This is a genomic window from Novosphingobium sp. JCM 18896, assembly GCF_025938095.1.
In the GTDB taxonomy this organism is placed as follows: Bacteria; Pseudomonadota; Alphaproteobacteria; order Sphingomonadales; family Sphingomonadaceae; genus Novosphingobium.
This window is the reverse complement of the sequence record NZ_JAPCZF010000003.1, coordinates 633,649-652,544: the sequence shown is the minus strand read 5'-3', so window position 1 is coordinate 652,544 and position 18,896 is coordinate 633,649. Positions and strand designations below refer to the sequence as shown.

The following is an 18,896-nucleotide window of genomic DNA, read 5'->3' as shown; positions in this document are numbered from 1 at the left end:
CGTCCCGGCCCTTTTCTCTCACCCCTCCGCCAGGAAACGCTGCATCCGCGGCACCGCGAAATCGAGGAAGGCCCGGACCCGCGCCGGCAGGAACTGGCTTCCGCGGAACAGCGCGTGCACGTCGTCGGTCTCGCCGATGTCGCTGTCGGCCAAAATCTCAACGAGTTCGCCGCGCGCGATGGGGCCGCGCAGATGATAGTCGGCCAGTCGGATCACACCGACACCGGCGATCGCCATGCGGCGCAGGGTATCGCCATTGTTGACGAGCAGCGAACCGCTCAACATCCGCTCGACGATGCGCCCGCCCTCGCGCATCGGCCAGACCGGGTTGGCGCGGCGGAAGTTGAACCCCAGACAGTTGTGCGCGACCAGGTCCTCGGGCGTCAGCGGCACGCCGTGACGCTTGAGATAGGCCGGCGCGGCCGCGATGCGCCGCCGCGTCTCGCCGATCTTGCGCGCCATCAGGTTCGAATCCTGGAGCTTGCCCACGCGGATCGCGACGTCGGTGCGATCGAGGTAAAGATCCACGACATCGTCCGACAGCGAGAGATCGACCACGATCCGCGGATAGGCTTCGAGAAAGTCCGGCAGGATCGGCTCCAACGCCGCCGTGCCGAAAGTCACCGAGGACGTCACGCGGACGAGGCCCTCGGCTTCGGCACCGCCTTGGGCGATCTGCTGCTCGGTCTCGTCAAGCTGGCCCAGCAGCGCCTGGCTGCGCTCGTAGTAGAACTGCTCTTCACCGGTCAGCGCCAGTCGGCGCGTCGACCGCTCGATCAGCCGCACGCCGAGCCGCGCTTCGAGCCGCGCAATCAGCTTCGACACGGTCGAAGGCGTCATCAGCAGGTTCCGCGCCGCCTCGGAAAAGCTGCCGGTCTCGACCACGCGAACGAACACCATCATCTCGCCGGCGCGATTGTCCATGCCCCACCTGTGATCCGTTTTCGGAGATTGCCGCAAAGGCTAGCGCGCCGGCGCAGTAAAGTCGCGCAATCTGTGACCCCAGCGATCAGATCACCCGCACCACCGCCACATCGTCACGGCCAACCTATACTATATACATCCGAATATAGATAAGCTCCGTTCGAAAGAAACATCGATCATCATCGATCGAAATCCCACAATAATACTTGAACGAATCGCAATCTTGAGGCGATCCTGTCTTTCGCTGATTTTAACCAGTTCATGGGGAATGCCGTGAAGCTGAAAGTTAATGGCGAAATCCACGACGTCGACGCCGAACCCGACACGCCGCTCCTGTGGGCGCTGCGCGATCTGGTCGGCCTGACCGGCACCAAGTTCGGCTGCGGCGTCGCCTTGTGCGGCGCCTGCACGGTTCACGTCGATGGCTTGCCGCGACGATCCTGCGTCACGCCGATCTCGGCCGTCGGCGAGGCGGAAGTCCTCACCATCGAGGGGGTCGGCAAGACGCCCGTCGGCAAGGCCGTCCAGGATGCTTGGCTCAAGGTGGAAGTGGTCCAGTGCGGCTACTGCCAGGCGGGTCAGATCATGCAGGCCACAGCACTGCTCACGGCCGATCCCGCGCCCGACGATGCCGCGATCGACCGAGCCATGACGGGCAATATCTGCCGCTGCGGCACCTATCCGCGGATCCGCGCGGCAATCCACGCCGCGGCCAAGCAGCGGGTGGCGTGACATGAAGGCTCCGACCAACGCCGCCATGACCACTGACCGGCGCCGCTTCCTCGCGGTCTGCCTCGCCGGCACCGGCGGCCTGACCCTGGGCTTCCCGCTGCTGGCGCCACGCACCGCAATGGCCGCCGAAGCCACGTTCCGGCCCAACGCGTTCCTGGCGATCGGCGGCGACGGCACGATCACCGCGACCGTGCCCTACGCCGAGATGGGGCAAGGCGCGATGACCTCGATCGCGATGCTCGCGGCCGAGGAACTGGCGGTGGCGCCGGCAGCGATCAAGACCGTACTCGCGCCGGGCGACAACAAGCTCTACGCCCATCCCGTCCTCGGCGAGCAGATTACCGGCGGTTCGGCGAGCCTGGCCGGATCATGGATGCCGATCCGCAAGGCCGCAGCCGCAGCCCGGATCATGCTGGTAGAGGCCGCCGCCCGCCGATGGGGCGTCGGCGCAGCCACCTGCACCGTCGCCGATGGCCGCGTCCACCATGCCGCGAGCAAGCGGAGCCTGGCTTACTCCGAGCTGGCGCAAGCGGCCGCCTCGGTCCCCGTCCCCGCCGATCCTCCGGTCAAGACCGGCGGCTTCAAGGTGATCGGCACCGCAGCCCCGCGTGTCGACAGCGCCGCGAAAGTCGATGGCTCGGCGGTGTTCGGGCTCGACGTGCGACGGCCAGGGATGGTCTATGCCGCGGTCCAGGCCAGCCCGGTGATCGGCGGTAAGCTTGGCGCGGTCGACGACAAGCCCGCGCTGGCCGTGGCCGGCGTCACCCAGGTCGTGCGGCTGGCCAATGCCGTCGCCGTGGTCGGTCGCCATACCGGCGCCGCGCGCAAGGGCCTCGCCATGCTCGAGCCCCACTGGGACGGCGGGCTGACCGACCTGTCGACCGAGGCCCTCGTCAAGCAGGCCGATGCCGCGCTCGATCGCAAGGGCGTGACCGCCGCGACGAAGGGTGACGTCGCCAAGGCCTTCGCCGGCGCGGCCAGCACCTTCGAGGCCGACTATCGCATGCCGATGCTGGCCCATGCCGCGATGGAACCGCTCAACTGCACGGTCGAAGTGCGTGATGGTGCCTGCGAGATCTGGGTCGGCAGCCAGGTTCCCGGCCGCGCGCGGATCGACGTGGCCAAGGCACTCGGGCTCGACGAAGATCGGGTGAAAGTGAATTCCTACCTGATCGGCGGCGGCTTCGGGCGAAGGCTGCAGTCCGAATGGATCGTCCAGGCGGCGCTCATCGCCCGCCAGGTCAAGGCGCCGGTCAAGGTGGTCTGGAGCCGTGAGGAAGACACGCGGCAGGACGCCTATCGCTATCACAACCACAGCCGCGTGCGCGTGGCGCTCGACGCCAAGGGCAATCCCCTGGCCTTCGATCACCGGATCGTCGCGCCGGCGATCATGCTCTGGTTCCTGCCCTCGCTGCTGTGGAAGGACGGCGTCGACGTCGACGCGACCAATGCCGCGACCGGGCCCTACGCATTCCCCAACCTCATGGTCGACTACGTGCGCAACGATCCGCCCGACGGCCTGCTGGTCGGCAACTGGCGCGGCGTCGGCGAAACGCGCAACGGCTTCGTGGTCGAAACGGTGATGGACCAACTGGCCGCCAAGGCCGGTGTGGACCCGGTCGAATACCGCCGCCGCCTGCTGCCGCCCAAGTCGCGGATCGCCGTGCTGCTCGATCGGCTCGCCCAGGAAACGGGCTGGGGCAAGCCCCTGCCCGCCGGTACGACGCGCGGCGTGGCGATCCAGTCGGGCTTCGGGAGCCACATGGGCCTCGTCGCGCAGGTCCGGATGGACGGCGGCAAGCTCAAGGTCGAGCGCATGACTGCGGTCATCGACTGCGGCATCGCGGTCAATCCCAACGTAGTACGCCAGCAGATCGAGGGCGGCCTGCTGTTCGGACTGACCGCCGCGCTCTATTCGAACATCACCATCGCCGATGGCCGTGTCGTCGAATCCAATTTCCACGACCAGCCGGTGGTGCGCATGGTCAACACGCCGAAGATCGACGTGATCATCATCGAGAACGGCAACGATCCCGGCGGCGTCGGCGAGCCTGGCACCGCCATCGTCGCGCCGGCGATCGCCAACGCCGTCTTCGCCGCCACCGGCAAGCCGCTGCATCAACTGCCGCTGCCCGCATCGATGGTGGAGCGCGTATGACCAAGCCCTCGCACCTCGCGCTCTGCGCCGCCGTTCTGGTCACCGCAGCCAGCGCGACATGGTCGGCGACGGCACCCGCCCCGGGCGATCCGGCCAGGCCGCTGCGCAGCGTGGCCAGCTTCGGCACCATCCGTGACCAGGCGGAACGCTCGGCGGCGATCTTCGCCGAGGCGGGCAAGGTGATCCAGAGCCCACGCTGCCTGAACTGCCATCCGGCCACGCGCACGCCGACGCAAGGCGACGCGATGCGACCGCACGTACCGTTCATGGTTTCGAGCGACGGCAACCACGGCCCCAAGGGACTGCCCTGCGCCACCTGCCACGGCGCCGACAACAGCCGGACTTTCGCCGCCGGCATCGCCAGCGTGCCCGGCAATGCGCACTGGCAACTCGCGCCGATCGAAATGGCTTGGCAAGGGCTGACGCTGCCGCAAATCTGCGAACAGCTGAAGGATCCCAAGCGCAACGGATCGCGCAGCCTCGCGCAAATCGTCACGCACATGAACACCGATCATCTGGTCGGCTGGGCCTGGGAGCCCGGAGAAGGCCGCAGCAAGGCGCCTGGCACGCAGGCGGGTTTCGGCGCTCTCATCGAGGCCTGGGTCAAGACCGGTGCGCACTGTCCCCGAGCCTGATCGCACGCGTCGACACACGCATCGCAAAGCCTTGGAAAAATAATCGCACCGCGCTGTAACCGAATCCGGTTTCTCGCCGAATATGGTGTCATGCAACTTCGACCGCAGGCGATATTGGCGACATTCCGGTCGCAAACCGAGGCGGTCGAACGCAGCCAATCACCGGCGCCCGCGCCACGCGACGCGTGGGCCGGGCTCATGGCCTCTGCGCAAGACGGCAATGGCGGCGCCTATCGCCGGCTCCTGAGCGAGATTTCCGCCTGGCTGGAGCGTTACTTCGGACGTCGCCTGCCCCATGCCGAGGTCGACGACGCCGTCCAGGAAACGCTGCTCGCGATCCACCGACGGCGGCACACGTTCGATCCCCGCCACGCCTTCGGCCCCTGGCTCGCGGCGATCGCGCGGCGCAAATGGATCGATCAGCTCCGTGCGATCGAGCGCAGACCGAGCGACACCCTGCCCGAGGATCTGGCCGTTACGGGCCACGAAACTGCGGTGACCAGCGCTTCGGTACTCGCCGGTCTCATCGAGCAACTGCGCCCCGCGCAGGCGCAGGTCATCAGGCTGGTCAAGCTGCAAGGGTACAGCATCGACGAAGCATCGCGCGAGACCGGCCAGTCACCCGCCGCGGTCAAGGTGAACATCCATCGCGGCCTCGCGCGCCTGGCCACCCTCATAGAGAACCAAGACGATGTCGCATGACGCCCTGATCGCCGGCCTGGTGACCAATCTCGATCCCGTCCGGCGTCGCAGCGTCGCACGCGAAGCCGCGCTGGTGCTCATGCTGGCGGCCGTCGAACTCGGACTGTTCCTGGGCCTCGGCGCGATGCGCGACGATATGGGAGCGATGATCGGCTCGCCCTACATGCTGTGGAAGCTCGGCGGGCTGGCGCTGCTCGCCCTCGCCAGCGGCGCGGTCGCGATCAGGTCCTTGTCGCCCACGGCCCAGCCGCGCCGCGATCTCGCCTATGTCGCCGTTCTCGTCGGTCTGACCATAATCGCGGGCGCGCTGATCGATCCGATGGCCGGCGGCGACGGCCAGACCATCCTGCAGCGGCTGTCGCCCGCGAACGGCCTGCTCTGCAGCCTGTGCATCGCCGTACTCGCGCTGCCGATGCTGGCGATGCTGGCCCTCCTCATGCGCCGCGGGGCGCCGACGCGTCCGCGCACGAGCGCCTGGTCCATCGGGCTGGCCGCAGGAACCTGGGGCGCCTTGGTCTTCGCGTTCTGCTGCCCGGTCAACGACCCGCTCTACGTCGCCACCTGGTACTGCGTCGGCTGCACGATGGTCGCCGTCATGGCGCGGTGGCTGCTTCCCAAAGGCTTCCGCCTGTAGCCGAAGCGCCGCCCCAAAGGCGGCGATCTCTTCCTCCCCGCCTCGTGGCGCCGTCCGTCCCGGCTTCCGGGACCGAAGGGACGCGCGTTCACGAGGCCAATCGAAAGCACGACACCATGAATCAGGACACCACGCGCTCGCAGTCCGATCGGAGCTGGCTGAAGCGCTACTACGCCGTGCGCGCGCTCTTCTCGTTCGCATGGGTCGCACTCGCCTTCACGCTCGGCCGATCGCTGCCCGGCTTCGGCAGCGTGCTGCTCGCAATCTATCCGACCTGGGACAGCCTCGCGAACTTCTACGACGCGAAGCGCAGCGGCGGTTTGCGCGCCAATCCCACACAGACCGGGAATATGGCGACCAGTGCCGCCGTTGCGCTGGCAGTCGGCCTTTTCGCCCCCACCGATCCGCACGCCGCGATCGGCGTCATCGGCGGCTGGGCCACGCTCTCGGGCCTGCTCCAGCTTGCGACCGCGGTACGCCGCTGGCGCGGCGCCAGCGCGCAATGGCCGATGATCCTCAGCGGCGCGCAGTCGACCTTGGCGGGCGGCGCCTTCGTCAAGCTGGCGGGCAATGCCACTGCCCATCCCGGCGCGGTCGACGTGGCGCCCTACGCAGCCTTCGGCGCGTTCTATTTCCTCGTTTCCACGATCTCGCTGATCGTCAGCGATCTGCGGCATTCGAATCCCGCCTGAGACGATCAGCGCTGCTTCTTCGCCTGCGGCGCAGTGAAATCGGGATCCTTGTTCGCCACCCAGTCGACGAACTTGCGCACGGCCGGATTGAGCAGCAGCCCCTCGACGTCCATGCCGTGGCGCTGCAGTTCGGAATTGGTGAAATTGGCGATCAAGGTCTGCTGGCAGATCGGGTGCATCGGCACCACGTCGCGCCCGCCCCGGCTCTTGGGCACGGGATGGTGCCAGACGATGGTGCTGCCCGTGGGCCGACCGCACAGCCAGCAGGGCACGGGCGGCGGCGCCTCTTCTTCCGCGTCGCGGTTGAGGTCGCCATAGGGATCACGGTTCTTGCGGGCCATGCCGCCCCCCTACAGCGGCAGGACCACGCTTGCCAAGCCGGCCCCGATACGGGCTGGCGGATTGGCGTAAGGCGCGCGAAGATGACCGACGGAGAGTCGAACATGGTCACGTTGCGTCGAACAGAACGGACAGCCATCGCCAGAAGCGAGCCGCGGACGGAGCCTCGGCCATGAACGGCGCCGAAAGCCTCGTCGAGAGCTTGACCGAGCAAGGTGTGGAGGTCTGCTTCGCCAACCCCGGCACGTCGGAAATGCATTTCCTCGCCGCGCTCGAAAACCCGCGGATCAAGCCCGTGCTCTGCCTGTTCGAAGGCGTCTGCACCGGCGCGGCCGACGGCTGGTACCGGATGAAGGACAAGCCGGCCTCGACCCTGCTCCACCTCGGCCCCGGCCTCGCCAACGGCCTCGCCAACATCCACAACGCCCGCCGCGCGAGCTCGGGCATGGTCAACGTCGTCGGCGAGCATTCGACCGCGCACCTGCGCTACGATCCGCCGCTCAAGTCCGACATCGACGGGCTCGCGCGGCCGCTGAGCCACTGGCTGCGCCGGGCCGACAGCGCCGCGACGATCGCCTGGGACGCCGCCGCCGCCGTGGCCGCCGCTTCCGAGCATCCGGGCAAGATCGCCACCCTGATCCTGCCGGGTGACACCTCGTGGCAGGACGCCGGCACCAGGCCGATCACTCCAGCCAAGGCCGCGCCGCTGCGCCGCGCGCCCGATGCCGCGCGGATCGAGCATGTCGCCAGGGTGCTGCGCTCGGGCGAGCCCGCCATGATCATCCTCGCCAACAAGGCGACGCGCGGCCGAGCACTGGCGCTGGCCGGCCAGGTAGCAGCGGCGACCGGCGCTCGCCTCGGCTCGCAGTTCTTCACCGCGCGGATCGAGCGCGGCGCCGGGCGCACACCGCTCGAGCGCATTCCTTACTCGGTCGCGCCGGCCTTGGCCTTCCTCAAGGACATCAAGCACCTGATCACGGTCGAGACGAGCGAGCCCGTCGCCTTCTTCTCCTATCCCGACCAGCCGAGCCTGCTGAAGAACCCCGATGCCCTGGTCCATCCGCTGGTCGAAGCCGAAGAGGACAGCGCGCTCGCCTTCGAGATACTGCTCGATGTGCTCGGCGCCACCGGCACCGCGCCGCTCGTCCAGCAGCGCATCGAGACCGCCGCGCCCAGCGGCGCACTCGCCCCTCTGTCGATCGCCCACGCCTTGGCCCACGCGATCCCCGAGAACGCGATCGTCGTCGACGAGTCGCTCACCACCGGGCGCGAGACGATGGGCCATACCTTGGGGGCACGACCGCACGACATGATCAACAACATGGGCGGCTCGATCGGCTACAGCCCGCCCGTCGCGACAGGTGCGGCGCTCGCCTGCCCCGATCGCCGGACCTTCTGCATGGTCGGCGACGGCAGCGCCATGTACACGATCCAGGCGCTGTGGACCCAGGCGCGCGAAGGCCTGCCGATCACCACGATCGTGTTCGCCAACAACAGCTACGCGATCCTCAAGGCCGAATATGCGAACATGGGCGCAGGCCCCGCACCCGGCCCGCAGGCGCTGTCGATGATCGACATCGACAATCCGCGGATCGACTGGCAGGCCATGGCCAAGGCGATGGGCGTACCCTCCGTCGCGGTCGAGACCGCCGAGGACTTTACCCAGGCCATGATCAACTCGGCCCGCGAGGTCGGGCCGCTACTGATCGAGGTGCGCCTGTAAGGCCGGGATTGCTCAGAGCCGGTAGCGGATCGTCGCCATGACGTTGCGCGGCTCGCCATAGGCGTCGGTCGAACCCCAGCGAATGTCGTAGCCGACGCCGCGGTAATAGATCCGATCGAACAGATTGCCGACGTTGAGCTGCAGATCGAGATGCGGGTTGATCGCATAGCTCGCCATCAGATCGACGACGACATAGGAACCCTGCTCGACCCGGAAGGCGATGTTCTTGAAGTTGCTGCCAAGGTTCTCGTTGTAGATGCCGCTCTGCCAGTAGAGCGAGCCGCCGAGCTTGAGCCCCTTGAGCCGCCCTGGCAGGGCATAGGTCGAGGACAGCTTGACGATGTGCTCGGGATAGTCGGTATCGAACTTGTCGGTCTTGTCGGTCGGGCTCACGCCCTCGAGATAGCGGATGCGGACGTGGCTGTAGCCGAGCGAGACCTGGAGCCCGGGTGCGAGTTCGCCCTGGAGTTCGGCATCGAAGCCCTGGCTGCGCACGAGACCGGCAGGAACCGAGCACGAGGCGGCCGGGAACGTCGGGCAACCGGTCTGGTCGACGGGCACGATCGCGCGGTTGGTCTGGTCGACGCGGAACAGCGAGAGCGTGGCGTTGAGCCGACCGTCGAGATATTCGCCCTTGAGGCCGATCTCGTAGTTCTTGCCCTTGATCGGTGCGAGGATCGCTTGCGAACCGGTGTCCGGCGCGAAGCCCTTGGCCGACTGCGGCTGGAAGATATCGGTATAGCTCGCGTAGAACGTGTGATTGCGGTCGAGATCGAGCAGGACGCCCGCATAGACCGTCTTGTTCGCCTTGACGCGATAGTCGCCGGTGACCGTGCCGACGTTATCGTAGCGATACCAGTCGAGCCGGCCGCCGAGGATGATCTTGAGCGGATCGGCCGGATTGAGCCGGGCCGAAGCATAGGCGCCGTACTGGGTGATGATATTGGTGCTCGCCGTGGTCGGCTGGAAGTTCGGGCGCGGCAGGGCGGCCGGATCGAACTGCGCCATGTCGGCGATGACGTAAGGCGGCGCGATCACGCCGCTGGGCGAATAGTTCTGCGTGCGCGTCCGCGTCTCGCGGCGGCTGCCGCCGAACACCAGATCGTGCGCGCGGCCGAACACTGTGACCGGCCCGCCCAGATAGCCGTCGAGGCCGCTCTGGCCCTCGTCGTAGCTGGCCTGGTAGATCGATTGGGTCAGCGACAGGTCTGTGTCGCGACGGTAGATATAGCTGCCCGAGAAGATCGCATCCTGCCAGGTCTTCATCGCCGCCAGCCGCAGCTGCCATTTGCCCAAGGTCTGCCGGACCTCGCCGAAAGCCGTGGTCGCCTTCTGCGTCTTGCCTTCCCAGTCGCTCGACGGGCGCGTCGAGCGCGGTAGGTCGAGGTGCTGGCCCGTGGCGCTCAGCGGCAAGCCGCCCCAGAAGCTGTTGTAGAAATCGTCCTGATAGCTGACGCCCGCCATCAGCATCGTCGCCGGACTGACGTCGTATTCGACGATGCCATAGCCGATGCCGCGCTGGATCACCTCGCCATCGCGGAAGCTGGAACTGTCCTGATAGCTGCCCACGGCGCGGGCGCGCAGCGAGCCGTCGGCGGTCAGCGGGCCGCCGAGGTCGATCTCGCCGCGGTAATTTTCCCAGGATCCCGCCGCGGCGGTCAGCCCCAACGCGAAGCTGCGCTGCGGCCGCTTGCGGACCATGTTGATCGCAGCCGACGGATTGCCGCTGCCGGTGATGAGACCGGTGGCCCCACGCACGACCTCGACCCGGTCGAGGATCGCCAGGTTGGTCTGCAGACCGACCACGTAGCCCTGATAGCGGCTCGGAATGCCGTCATACATCACGTTGTCGATGTCGAACCCGCGCGCGTTGAAGGCGGGGCGCCCCGGCCCGTTGCTGACGTTGAGGAACAGGCCCGGCGTCAGCCGCGCGACGTCGGTGATATTGGTCATCTGCAGGTCGTCGAGATGCTGGCGCGTGATCACGGTCACCGACTGCGGGGTCTCGCGGATCGACAGAGGCAGGCGGGTGGCCGTGCGCATCGACGAGACGGTGTAGCTGTCCGTCCCTTCGCTCGTCTCGTCCCGGTTGCCGTTCACGACGATCGTGTCGCGCGCCTGATCGTCGGTCGTATCCGCACCGGCCGCAACGGCCGCCAAAACCAATAGCGAAAATGTCATAGATGCCCTCCGTGCGGCGCCCCTTAGCCACGCTCGGATCGATTCGCAAACGATTCTCAATAGCAATATTGCCAACACCTCACCCCAGCGATAGGTTTTCCCTCTAGCTCCGAGACGGATTGCAGCTTTCTCGCGTCTCTGCGGCCGCGGTATCCCGTCGCCATAACGCGAGAGAGGAAACCGCGATGGCCATCAGCCTGCTGCCCGACAATGCCGCCGCCTGGACCTATCGGTCCTGGGACGATCTCATGGCGATCCCGCGCGAGGAGCGCGAGAAGCTGCAGCTCGAAGCCGCACGTATCGCCTTTCGCCGGCTGCGCGATCGGATCCCGGCGCTGAAGAAGCTGGCCGACCGCCAGGGCGTGGAGACGATCGACCGGATCGAGGATCTGCTCCCGGTCTGCTTCGATCACCGCGTGCTCAAGAACTATCCGATCCAGATCATCGAGAACCGCGACTTCGCCAAGCTGACGGGCTGGCTCGACAAGCTGACCGCGCACGATCTGACCCGGGTCGACCTGACCGGGCTCAGGACCATCGAGGAATGGCTGGGACGGCTCGAGGCCTATGGCATGCTGGTCACCTATTCGAGCGGCACCACGGGCAAGCTCTCCTTCGTGCCGCGAAGCTACGACGAGTTCGGCCCGTGGAAGTTCCACTTCTTCAACGTCAACCAGGCCGCCAGCGGGGTCGATTCCTGGACCACCAAGCTGCCGACCTTCTTCCCGGGCTATCGCGGCGGCTACCAGACGATGCTCAAGATGATGAGCCTGTTCAACATGGAGATGGCGGGGGGCGCGGAAAACTACCACACGCTCTACGATACCCACATTCCGGCCGATCTCATGGCGCTCTCGGGCCGGTTGCAGTCGGCCGAGGACAAGGGCGAGGTCGCCAGCCTCGGGCTCGATCCGGCGCTGCTCGAACAGCGCCAGCAGATGCTCATGCAGGGTCGCTCGCGCGACGGCGATCTCGACGCCTGGTTCACTGGCATGATCGAGAAGTACCGCGGCCAGCGGGTGAAGATCGGCGGCACTTTCGCCGACATGTACCGCGTTGCCCGCGCCGGGCTCGACCGCGGCGTGAAATGTGACTTCGCGCCGGGCTCGGTCATCATGGGCGGCGGCGGCATGAAAGGCTACAAGGACGCGCCCGACGACTGGGAAGACCAGATCAAGCTGTTCTTCGGCGTCGACCGCATGGGCAACCAGTACGGCTTCTCCGAATGCATCGGCAACGCGCCGCTCTGCGAAGCCGGCTTCTTCCACCTGCCGCCCTATTCGGTGCCCCTGCTGATGGGTCCCGAGGGCGAGGCGCTACCGCGCGAGGGCGCGCAGAAGGGCCGCCTCGTGCTCGTCGACCTGGTGCCGCAGTCCTACTGGGGCGGCTTCACCTCGGGTGACGAGGTCACCGTCCACTACGACGGCAAATGCGATTGCGGCTGGGACAGCCCGCGCGTCGGCAAGACGATCCGCCGCTTCGCCGAGAACGAAGGCGGCGACGACAAGATCACCTGCGCGGGTTCGCAGCAGGCCTATAACGAGTTCATGGAATTCGTTGCGGGAGAGGCATGATGGGCCAGGTTCTGGACATCCCGATCATCGCCCGCGGCAAGATCATCATGCCCGGCGACCACGCGGTCGAGTTCAAGGGCCGCGGCGGCGCGGCCTTCCGCCAGGCCGATCCGCACCGGCACGTCCACGATCTCGTCCTCGGCGACACGGCGAAGATGCGCGATCTCCACGACGCGCCGATCGCGCAGATCGTCGATCTGCTGGCCGAACTCGGCAAGCGCCTGACGCTCGACGGCAATCCGCTGCTCCAGGAAAGCTTCGAGCTCGCGCTCAAGGCCGGCGGCCTCGCTGAACCGATCCTGCGCGGCGTCTACGACGCGCTGCCGCACATGTTCGATCCCGCGGGCATGACCGCGCTCGTCGATAAGACCATCGGCCTCGACTATATCGACGGCTGGGTGCCGAGCGGCGGCACCTACGACTGCATCTCGATCCGCGCGGTCGGCACGCGGCAGTTGCACATCACCGCGGGCAACGTGCCCGTGGTCGCCGCACTCACCGTGGTCCGCGCGGGACTGACCAAGTCGGACATCCTGATCAAGGCGCCGTCGAACGACCCGCTGACCGCCAATGCCATCGCCCGCACCCTGATCGAGCTCGCCCCCGATCATCCGCTGACCCGGCACATCGCCGTCGCCTATTGGAAGGGTGGCGACGAATTCATGGATTCGCAGATCATCCGCACCAGCCGCATCGACAAGATCACGGCCTGGGGCGGCATGAGCTCGGTCAAGCATATCCAGAAGTTCCTGAGCCCCGGCATCGACCTGACCGCGCTCAATCCCAAGTATTCGATGTCGATGGTCGGCCGCGAAGTCTTCGCCAGCGAAGCGGCGATGGACGAGGCGGCGGTGGGCCTCGCCACGCTCGCCGGCTTCTACAACCAGACCGCCTGCGCCAACACGCGGATCGTCTACGTCGAGAGCGATACCGACGAGGACAGCATCGCGCAGGTCGTCGAACTCGGTCGCAAGATGGTCGCGGCCTATGCCAAGCTGCCGCCGCTGCTTTCGATCCCCTTCGTCGAACGCAACCGCGAGCTCGAGGCCGAGATGGAAGCCGTCGCGCTCGAGGACGATTTCTATCACGTCGAGGGCGACACGTTGAACGGTGGCTTCGTCGTCTCGAAGTTCAACGACCGCGTCGAGTTCTTCGACAAGCTCAACAACCGCGTGGTCAACATCGTCCCGGTCGACGACCTCACCGACGTGCTCAAATGGTGCGACGACACCACCCAGACGGTCGGCCTGTTCCCCGAAAGCCGGCGCGAAGGCCTGCGCGATGCCTTCGCCCTCGCCGGCGTCCAGCGCCTGGTCGCGCTCGAAGGCGGCGATCCGATGACGGTCTATGCCAACTCGCACCACATGCCGCCGGGCTCGCCGCACGACGGTATCGAACCCATGCGCCGCAACGTGCGCTGGGTTGTGGACATGCGCCCCGCATCGCATGAAATGGCGCTGAGCGTCGCCGCCGAGTAGAAGCCTGGCGATACCCAAGATCGAGAGTGGGAGATCGAGAGCCTTGGACACCCGCCATCTCAGAAGCTTTCTGAGAACCGCCGACCTGTGCTCGATCAGCCGGGCGGCGGAATCGCTCGGCATTGCGCAGCCCTCGCTGAGCCAGCAGCTCCTGCGGCTTGAGGACGAAGTCGGCTTCCAACTGTTCAACCGCACCGCGCGCGGCGTTACGGTGACCGAGGCGGGGCGCATCTTCCAGGAGCATGCGCGGCATATCCTGCGCGGCATCGACCAGGCGCTGGAGGACGTCCAGGCAACCAATGCCGCCGCCAGCGGTCAGGCGATCATCGCGATGCCCTATTCGATGAATCGGCTGCTCGGCGTGGAGCTGGTCGAAGCGGTGATCCAGCATGCACCGAATACCGAGGTACGTCTGGTCGAAGCCACCACGGGGCAGATCCGCGGCTGGCTCGACGATGCCCGGGTAGACCTGGGCATCCTTTATGACCTCGGGCCGATCCGGCATCTGTCGACGCGGCGCCTTGCGACCGAGGAGATGTTCCTGATCGGCCCGGCCGGGCGCTTCGCCAGCGGCCAGCAGAGTGTTGCGACGGTCTCGCTCGCCGATCTGCAGGACTATCCCTTGGTCACGCTGGGTCAGCCGCACGGCTTGCGCAAGTTCCTCGATGGAGAGGCCCAGCGCCACGGCTTCACATATCGCGTGAAGCACGAGATCGACGCCGTGGCGACGATCGCCGAACTCGTCGCCAACGGCCACGGCTATACGATCCTGTCGAAGCCCGCCGTCCGCGACGAGCTGTTCGACGGCCGGCTGAGCTTTGCGCGCCTCGGCAACGGCGAGCTCAGGCGAACGCTGAGCCTCGTGCGCAATCCCGCCCAGGTCGTCACCCACGCATCGGCCCGGATCGAAGATCTCACGGTCAAGATCATGGCCTCGCTGATCGCAAAAGGCGCTTGGGAAGCAGACCCTGAAGCCGCTTTGCGCTGAAACCAGAACGGAACGTCACATGGAAAAACCTCTCTCGGACAAAGTCGCACTCGTGACCGGCTCCGGCCGCGGCATAGGCCGCGAGATCGCGCTGCGGCTGGCCGACGACGGCGCGACGATCATCGTCCACTACGCGAGCAGCAAGGCCGGTGCCGACGATACCGTCGCCGAGATCGAGGCCCGCGGCGGCACCGCCTTCGCCTATCGCGCGGACATCGCGAAGCGCGCCGAAGTGGCCGACCTGTTTCGCGCGATCGATCGCATGCCGGGGCACCTCGACATCGTCGTCAACAACGCGGGCATCAGCGGCGGCGGCAAGCTGGCGGACCTGAAGGATGCCCAGGTCGAGACCATCGTCGGGGTCAACATGCTGGGGCCGCTCTACGTCGCCAGCGAAGCGGCCTCGCGGCTGCGCGACAACGGGCGGATCATCAACTTCAGCTCCAGCCTGGCCAAGTATCCCATGGCCGGCGATGGGCTCTATTCGGCAGCGAAACGCGCGGTCGAGAGCTTCACCGAAAGCTGGGCCCGCGAACTCGGCGCACGCGGCATTACCGTGAACACGGTCATCCCCGGCGCCACCAGCCCGGGCATGATGGACAATTCGAGCGCGCATCGCGCCTTCTTCGAGAATGCTTCTCCCTTCAAGCGGATCGGCAAGGCGGGCGAGATCGCCGCGGTCATCGCCTTCCTCGCCTCGCCCGAAGCGAGCTGGGTCTCGGGCGCGCAAATCCTCGCCAACGGCGCCGCCAACACCTGACCCGACGTTGGCGATTCCATCGGCTGATCGCGAACGTCGAACACGACGGCGCGCCCAATGTTGCACTGCACAATTTTTTGGCGATCCTATCGCCATGGACGCAAACGAACGAGAATCGCTGAGCGCCTACATTCGCTCGCTCGGCATCGACAATTTCAGCATTGCCGATGGCCTGCTGCGGCTGGGTAGCCGCTCGTTCCGGGTCAACCCGTGCCGCTGTGGCGAGCCCTCCTGCGATGGCTGGAAGCTCAAGCCGTCACGCCGGCCCACGTTCGCGACGGGATGAGCGAGCGCGTCATTCCGGCGCCCGCCAAAACGCCCTAGCCTCTTCTCCGATCAAGGAGAGGACTTCGATGACCTTCGGCAAATTCGCCTATCTCTGCCTGGCCGGCTTTGCGCTCACCACAACCATTCCTGCCGCCGCGCAAGCCCAGTTCGAGGGCGCCGGCGAGCATGCCGAGCTTGATTGTGACGGCGGTGTCGCCCGGATCGAAGGCGCCAGCAATGTCATGACCGTGACCGGCCGTTGCAGCCAGGTCGTGATCGAAGGGGCCGACAACGAGGTTCACGTCGAGCTTGCGTCCAAGGGCGTGATCCACATCGAGGGCGCGAGCAACCGCGTGACCTGGACTACGCCCGATGGCAGCAAGCCGCAGCTGCGCGTCAGCGGTGCGGGCAATCGCATATCGGCAGCGCGAGGGCGTTAGCCCCCGCGCCGCCGAGACGGTGATCACCAGCCGCAGGTCTTGCCGCGGTTCTGCTCCTGCAGCCACTTGGTCAGCGGCGCGAAGTAGCGGATCATCGGCTTGCCGCTGATCTCGCGGCTGCCGGTGAAGGCCTGGAGCGCATCGGGCCAGGGCTTCGAGGCGCCCATCGTCAGCATCGCGTTGAGGCGATCGCCGACCTGCTTGTTGCCATAGAACGAACAGCGGTGCAGCGGCCCGCGCCAGCCGGCCTGCTTGCACGCCGCCTCGTAGAACTGGAACTGTAGGATCCGCGCGAGGAAGTAGCGCGTATAGGGCGTCGAGGCCGGGATATGGTACTTGGCGCCCGGATCGAAGGCATCGGCCGGCCGATCCGACGGCGGGACGATGCCCTGGTACTGGAGCCGCATGTCGGTCCAGGCCTTCTGGTAGTCGGCGGGCTTGATCTGACCCGAGAAAGCCTGCCAGCGCCAGCGATCGATCAGCAGGCCGAACGGCAGGAAGGCGACCTTGTCCATGCCCTGGCGCAGCAACAGGCCGATGTCCTTGTCGGCGCTGGGCACCTGCGAGCGGTCGAGCAGGCCGATCTGCACCAGATATTCGGGCGTGATCGACAGCGCGACGGTATCGCCGATCGCCTCGTGGAAGCCGTCGTTGGCACCATCGAGATAGAGCGCGGGCTGCTTGTTGTAGGCGCGCTGGTAATAGTTGTGGCCGAGTTCGTGGTGGATCGTGGTGAAATCGTCGCCGTTGACCTTGATGCACATCTTGATGCGCAGGTCGTCGACATTGTCGATGTCCCAGGCCGAGGCGTGGCAGATCACCTCGCGGTCGGCGGGCTTGGTGAACTGCGAACGCTGCCAGAAGGTCTCGGGTAGCGGCGCGAAGCCCAGCGAGGAGAAGAAGCCCTCGCCCGCCTTGACCATCTTGTTCGCGTCATAGCCCTTGGCTTCGAGCAGCTTGGTCGTGTCGTAGCCGATGTCGCCGGCGCCCGCCGGGGCGACCACGTCGTAGATGTTGCCCCATTCCTGCGCCCACATGTTGCCTAGCAGGTCAGCGCGGATCGGCCCGGTCTTGGCCTGGACGGCGTCGCCGTAGCGCTCGTTGAGCTTGGTGCGGGTGTAGCAGTGGAGCTGTTCGTAGAGCGGCTTGACCTCGTTCCACAGCTTCTCGGTGAGCGCGGCGAAGGCCTCGGGCGTCATGTCGTAGTTCGAGCGCCAGAGCGCGCCGGTATCGGCATAGCCGAGTTCCTTGGCACCCTGGTTGGCCAGATCGACGAGCTTGGCATAGTCGCCCGCCATCGGCTTGCCGACATTGTCGTGCCAGCTCGTCCACATCTCCTTGAGTTCATCGGGGTTACGGCTCGTACCCATGGCCGCCTCGATGTCCGATCCGTTGATCGGCTTGCCGTTCAGGGTGCCGCGGCCCTTGCCGTAGATACCCTGGAGCCGCGCGCCGAGTGTCGCCAGTTCCTCGGCCGCGCCGGGCCGCGTCGGCGCGGGCAGCACGATCAGGGTGCGCATGCGATCGAGCTTGCGCGTCGTGTCGTAGTCGAGGCCCTTGGCGCTCGCGAACTTCGCCGCCTGGATGGCATTCGCCACCTGCAGTTCGGTCAGCTTGGCACCCGCGCGCGCGGTCAGGGCTTCGGTGTCCTGGTTGATGTAGGTCGCATAGACCCAATCGGCCTGTGCGCCTTCGATCAGCGCCTTGCCGTAGGCCGCCTCGGCCTCCTTGACGAAGGTCTGCGGCGTCTGCGGCCCGGCTTGCTGGGGCGCCGGTGCGGCGGGCTTGTCCTGCGCGAAAGCCGGAGAAGCCGCGAGCGCCAGGGTCAGCGCCGCGGTCGAAACGAACTTGAGCATAGTGGCAGACCTCATTTCTGCTTTCTGTTATGTCAGCAGAACTAGCGCGAAGTCACGCCGACAGGAAGCGCACTATCGCATCGCCGAGTTCGGGCTTGGTCACCGAGGACATGTGCGTGCCCGGCACCTCGACATAGGTGCCTTGGGGCAGTGCCTCGGTCAGCGCGGGGGCGGAGCCGTTGTCCTGGTCCTCGGCACCGCAGACCACGAGGGTCGGCATGGTGATCTCGCGCAATTGCTCGGCGCGGGTGTCGTCGACCGACTGGAGCAGCAGCCGCGTCGCGATGCGATCGACCTTCTGCGACTTCATGAACTGCTGCGCGACATATTCGGGATCGCCGCGCTTGATCTCGTCGAAGCGGTCGATCGCGCCGATGAAGAAGCCGCTGCGCCGCTCCCACTGGTCGAGCCCTTCGAGCCCCATGCCGCCGAGCACCAGCCGGCGCGGCTCGAGGCCCGCCAGCACCGCCCGCACCGAGGTGCGCGAGCCGAGCGAGAAGCCGCAAAGGTCGAAGTCGGTCAGGCCGAGTGCTTCGACCACCTTAAGCGCATCCTGCACCAGCACGTCGGACGGGTAGGCCGCGGGATCGTGCGGCGCATCGCTCTGCCCATGCGCGCGCAGGTCGGGCATGATCGCCTCGAAACCGGCCTCGGCGAGCTTGGCGGCGTGGCCGAACTTGATCCAGTTGACCAAGGCACTCGAGAACAGGCCGTGGAGCAGCAGCACCGGCCGCCCTGCCCCGATCCGATGCACGGCGAGCCTGGCGCCACCGACGCTTTCGACAAATTCCACACGCTGGTCGTGCACTTTGG

General features: G+C 66.7%; 18 protein-coding genes. 13 read left to right on the top strand and 5 right to left on the bottom strand.

Translation table 11 applies throughout. From position 1 onward, the window contains the following. Positions 1-18 precede the first annotated feature (18 nt). Positions 19-924, bottom strand: coding sequence for a LysR family transcriptional regulator (locus tag OLX23_RS13520; protein ID WP_264445510.1), 906 nt, complete (start codon positions 922-924; stop codon positions 19-21). 261 nt (positions 925-1,185) lie between these two features. Here OLX23_RS13520 and OLX23_RS13515 point away from each other — a divergent pair, with 261 nt between their 5' ends. The 6 genes from OLX23_RS13515 (at position 1,186) to OLX23_RS13490 (ending at position 6,477) form a co-directional block, all read left to right on the top strand. Next, complete coding sequence (locus tag OLX23_RS13515) at positions 1,186-1,656, top strand: (2Fe-2S)-binding protein (RefSeq protein ID WP_264445509.1); 471 nt, start codon at positions 1,186-1,188, stop codon at positions 1,654-1,656. Position 1,657: 1 nt separating this feature from the next. Further along, positions 1,658-3,814: a xanthine dehydrogenase family protein molybdopterin-binding subunit gene (locus OLX23_RS13510; RefSeq protein WP_264445508.1), complete on the top strand. Its 2,157-nt coding sequence runs from the start codon at positions 1,658-1,660 to the stop codon at positions 3,812-3,814. Continuing rightward, positions 3,811-4,449, top strand: coding sequence for an Isoquinoline 1-oxidoreductase subunit (locus tag OLX23_RS13505; RefSeq protein WP_264445507.1), 639 nt, complete (start codon positions 3,811-3,813; stop codon positions 4,447-4,449). Before OLX23_RS13510 ends, OLX23_RS13505 begins: the two co-directional genes overlap by 4 nt. A gap of 90 nt (positions 4,450-4,539) precedes the next feature. Further along, complete coding sequence (locus OLX23_RS13500; RefSeq protein WP_319641317.1) at positions 4,540-5,151, top strand: sigma-70 family RNA polymerase sigma factor; 612 nt, start codon at positions 4,540-4,542, stop codon at positions 5,149-5,151. Further along, complete coding sequence (locus OLX23_RS13495; RefSeq protein WP_264445506.1) at positions 5,141-5,785, top strand: DUF1109 domain-containing protein; 645 nt, start codon at positions 5,141-5,143, stop codon at positions 5,783-5,785. Before OLX23_RS13500 ends, OLX23_RS13495 begins: the two co-directional genes overlap by 11 nt. A gap of 116 nt (positions 5,786-5,901) precedes the next feature. Continuing rightward, positions 5,902-6,477, top strand: coding sequence for a DUF308 domain-containing protein (locus OLX23_RS13490; protein WP_264445505.1), 576 nt, complete (start codon positions 5,902-5,904; stop codon positions 6,475-6,477). Between the two features lie 5 nt (positions 6,478-6,482). Here the strand turns inward: OLX23_RS13490 and OLX23_RS13485 are convergent, their stop codons facing one another. Beyond that, positions 6,483-6,818, bottom strand: coding sequence for a hypothetical protein (locus OLX23_RS13485; protein ID WP_264445504.1), 336 nt, complete (start codon positions 6,816-6,818; stop codon positions 6,483-6,485). Positions 6,819-6,988: 170 nt separating this feature from the next. Between OLX23_RS13485 and OLX23_RS13480 the strand changes: the two genes are divergently transcribed. Then, on the top strand, positions 6,989-8,539 hold the full coding sequence (locus tag OLX23_RS13480; RefSeq protein WP_264445503.1) for an acetolactate synthase large subunit: 1,551 nt from the start codon (positions 6,989-6,991) through the stop codon (positions 8,537-8,539). 12 nt (positions 8,540-8,551) lie between these two features. Here the strand turns inward: OLX23_RS13480 and OLX23_RS13475 are convergent, their stop codons facing one another. Beyond that, positions 8,552-10,720, bottom strand: a complete 2,169-nt coding sequence (locus tag OLX23_RS13475; protein ID WP_264445502.1) for a TonB-dependent siderophore receptor — start codon at positions 10,718-10,720, stop codon at positions 8,552-8,554. 185 nt (positions 10,721-10,905) lie between these two features. Between OLX23_RS13475 and OLX23_RS13470 the strand changes: the two genes are divergently transcribed. The 6 genes from OLX23_RS13470 to OLX23_RS13445 all read left to right on the top strand — a co-directional run bounded on the left by OLX23_RS13470 (position 10,906) and on the right by OLX23_RS13445 (position 16,227). Next, positions 10,906-12,294 (top strand): hypothetical protein, encoded by a 1,389-nt coding sequence (locus OLX23_RS13470; protein ID WP_264445501.1) that lies wholly within the window; start codon positions 10,906-10,908, stop codon positions 12,292-12,294. Next, entirely contained in the window at positions 12,294-13,772 is a 1,479-nt protein-coding gene (locus OLX23_RS13465; RefSeq protein WP_264445500.1) for an acyl-CoA reductase, read from the top strand. The genes OLX23_RS13470 and OLX23_RS13465 overlap by 1 nt, the downstream gene beginning before the upstream one ends. Before the next feature lie 43 nt (positions 13,773-13,815). Next, the gene (locus OLX23_RS13460) at positions 13,816-14,760 is read left to right on the top strand and encodes a LysR family transcriptional regulator (RefSeq protein ID WP_264445499.1); all 945 of its coding nucleotides are present in this window, start codon (positions 13,816-13,818) and stop codon (positions 14,758-14,760) included. 19 nt (positions 14,761-14,779) lie between these two features. Further along, positions 14,780-15,520: an SDR family oxidoreductase gene (locus OLX23_RS13455; protein WP_264445498.1), complete on the top strand. Its 741-nt coding sequence runs from the start codon at positions 14,780-14,782 to the stop codon at positions 15,518-15,520. A 94-nt stretch (positions 15,521-15,614) separates the two neighbouring features. After that, positions 15,615-15,806 carry a hypothetical protein gene (locus OLX23_RS13450; protein ID WP_264445497.1) on the top strand — a complete coding sequence of 64 codons (192 nt, stop codon included), beginning with the start codon at positions 15,615-15,617 and terminating at the stop codon, positions 15,804-15,806. Between the two features lie 67 nt (positions 15,807-15,873). Beyond that, complete coding sequence (locus OLX23_RS13445) at positions 15,874-16,227, top strand: DUF3060 domain-containing protein (protein ID WP_264445496.1); 354 nt, start codon at positions 15,874-15,876, stop codon at positions 16,225-16,227. A 23-nt stretch (positions 16,228-16,250) separates the two neighbouring features. On the opposite strand, the gene OLX23_RS13440 is transcribed toward OLX23_RS13445, so the two are convergent. Together OLX23_RS13440 and OLX23_RS13435 are read right to left on the bottom strand one after the other, a co-directional pair. Next, positions 16,251-18,098 (bottom strand): M2 family metallopeptidase, encoded by a 1,848-nt coding sequence (locus OLX23_RS13440; protein WP_413629850.1) that lies wholly within the window; start codon positions 18,096-18,098, stop codon positions 16,251-16,253. A gap of 37 nt (positions 18,099-18,135) precedes the next feature. Further along, the gene (locus OLX23_RS13435; protein WP_264445699.1) at positions 18,136-18,891 is read right to left on the bottom strand and encodes an alpha/beta fold hydrolase; all 756 of its coding nucleotides are present in this window, start codon (positions 18,889-18,891) and stop codon (positions 18,136-18,138) included. Between the last annotated feature and the right edge of the window lie 5 nt (positions 18,892-18,896).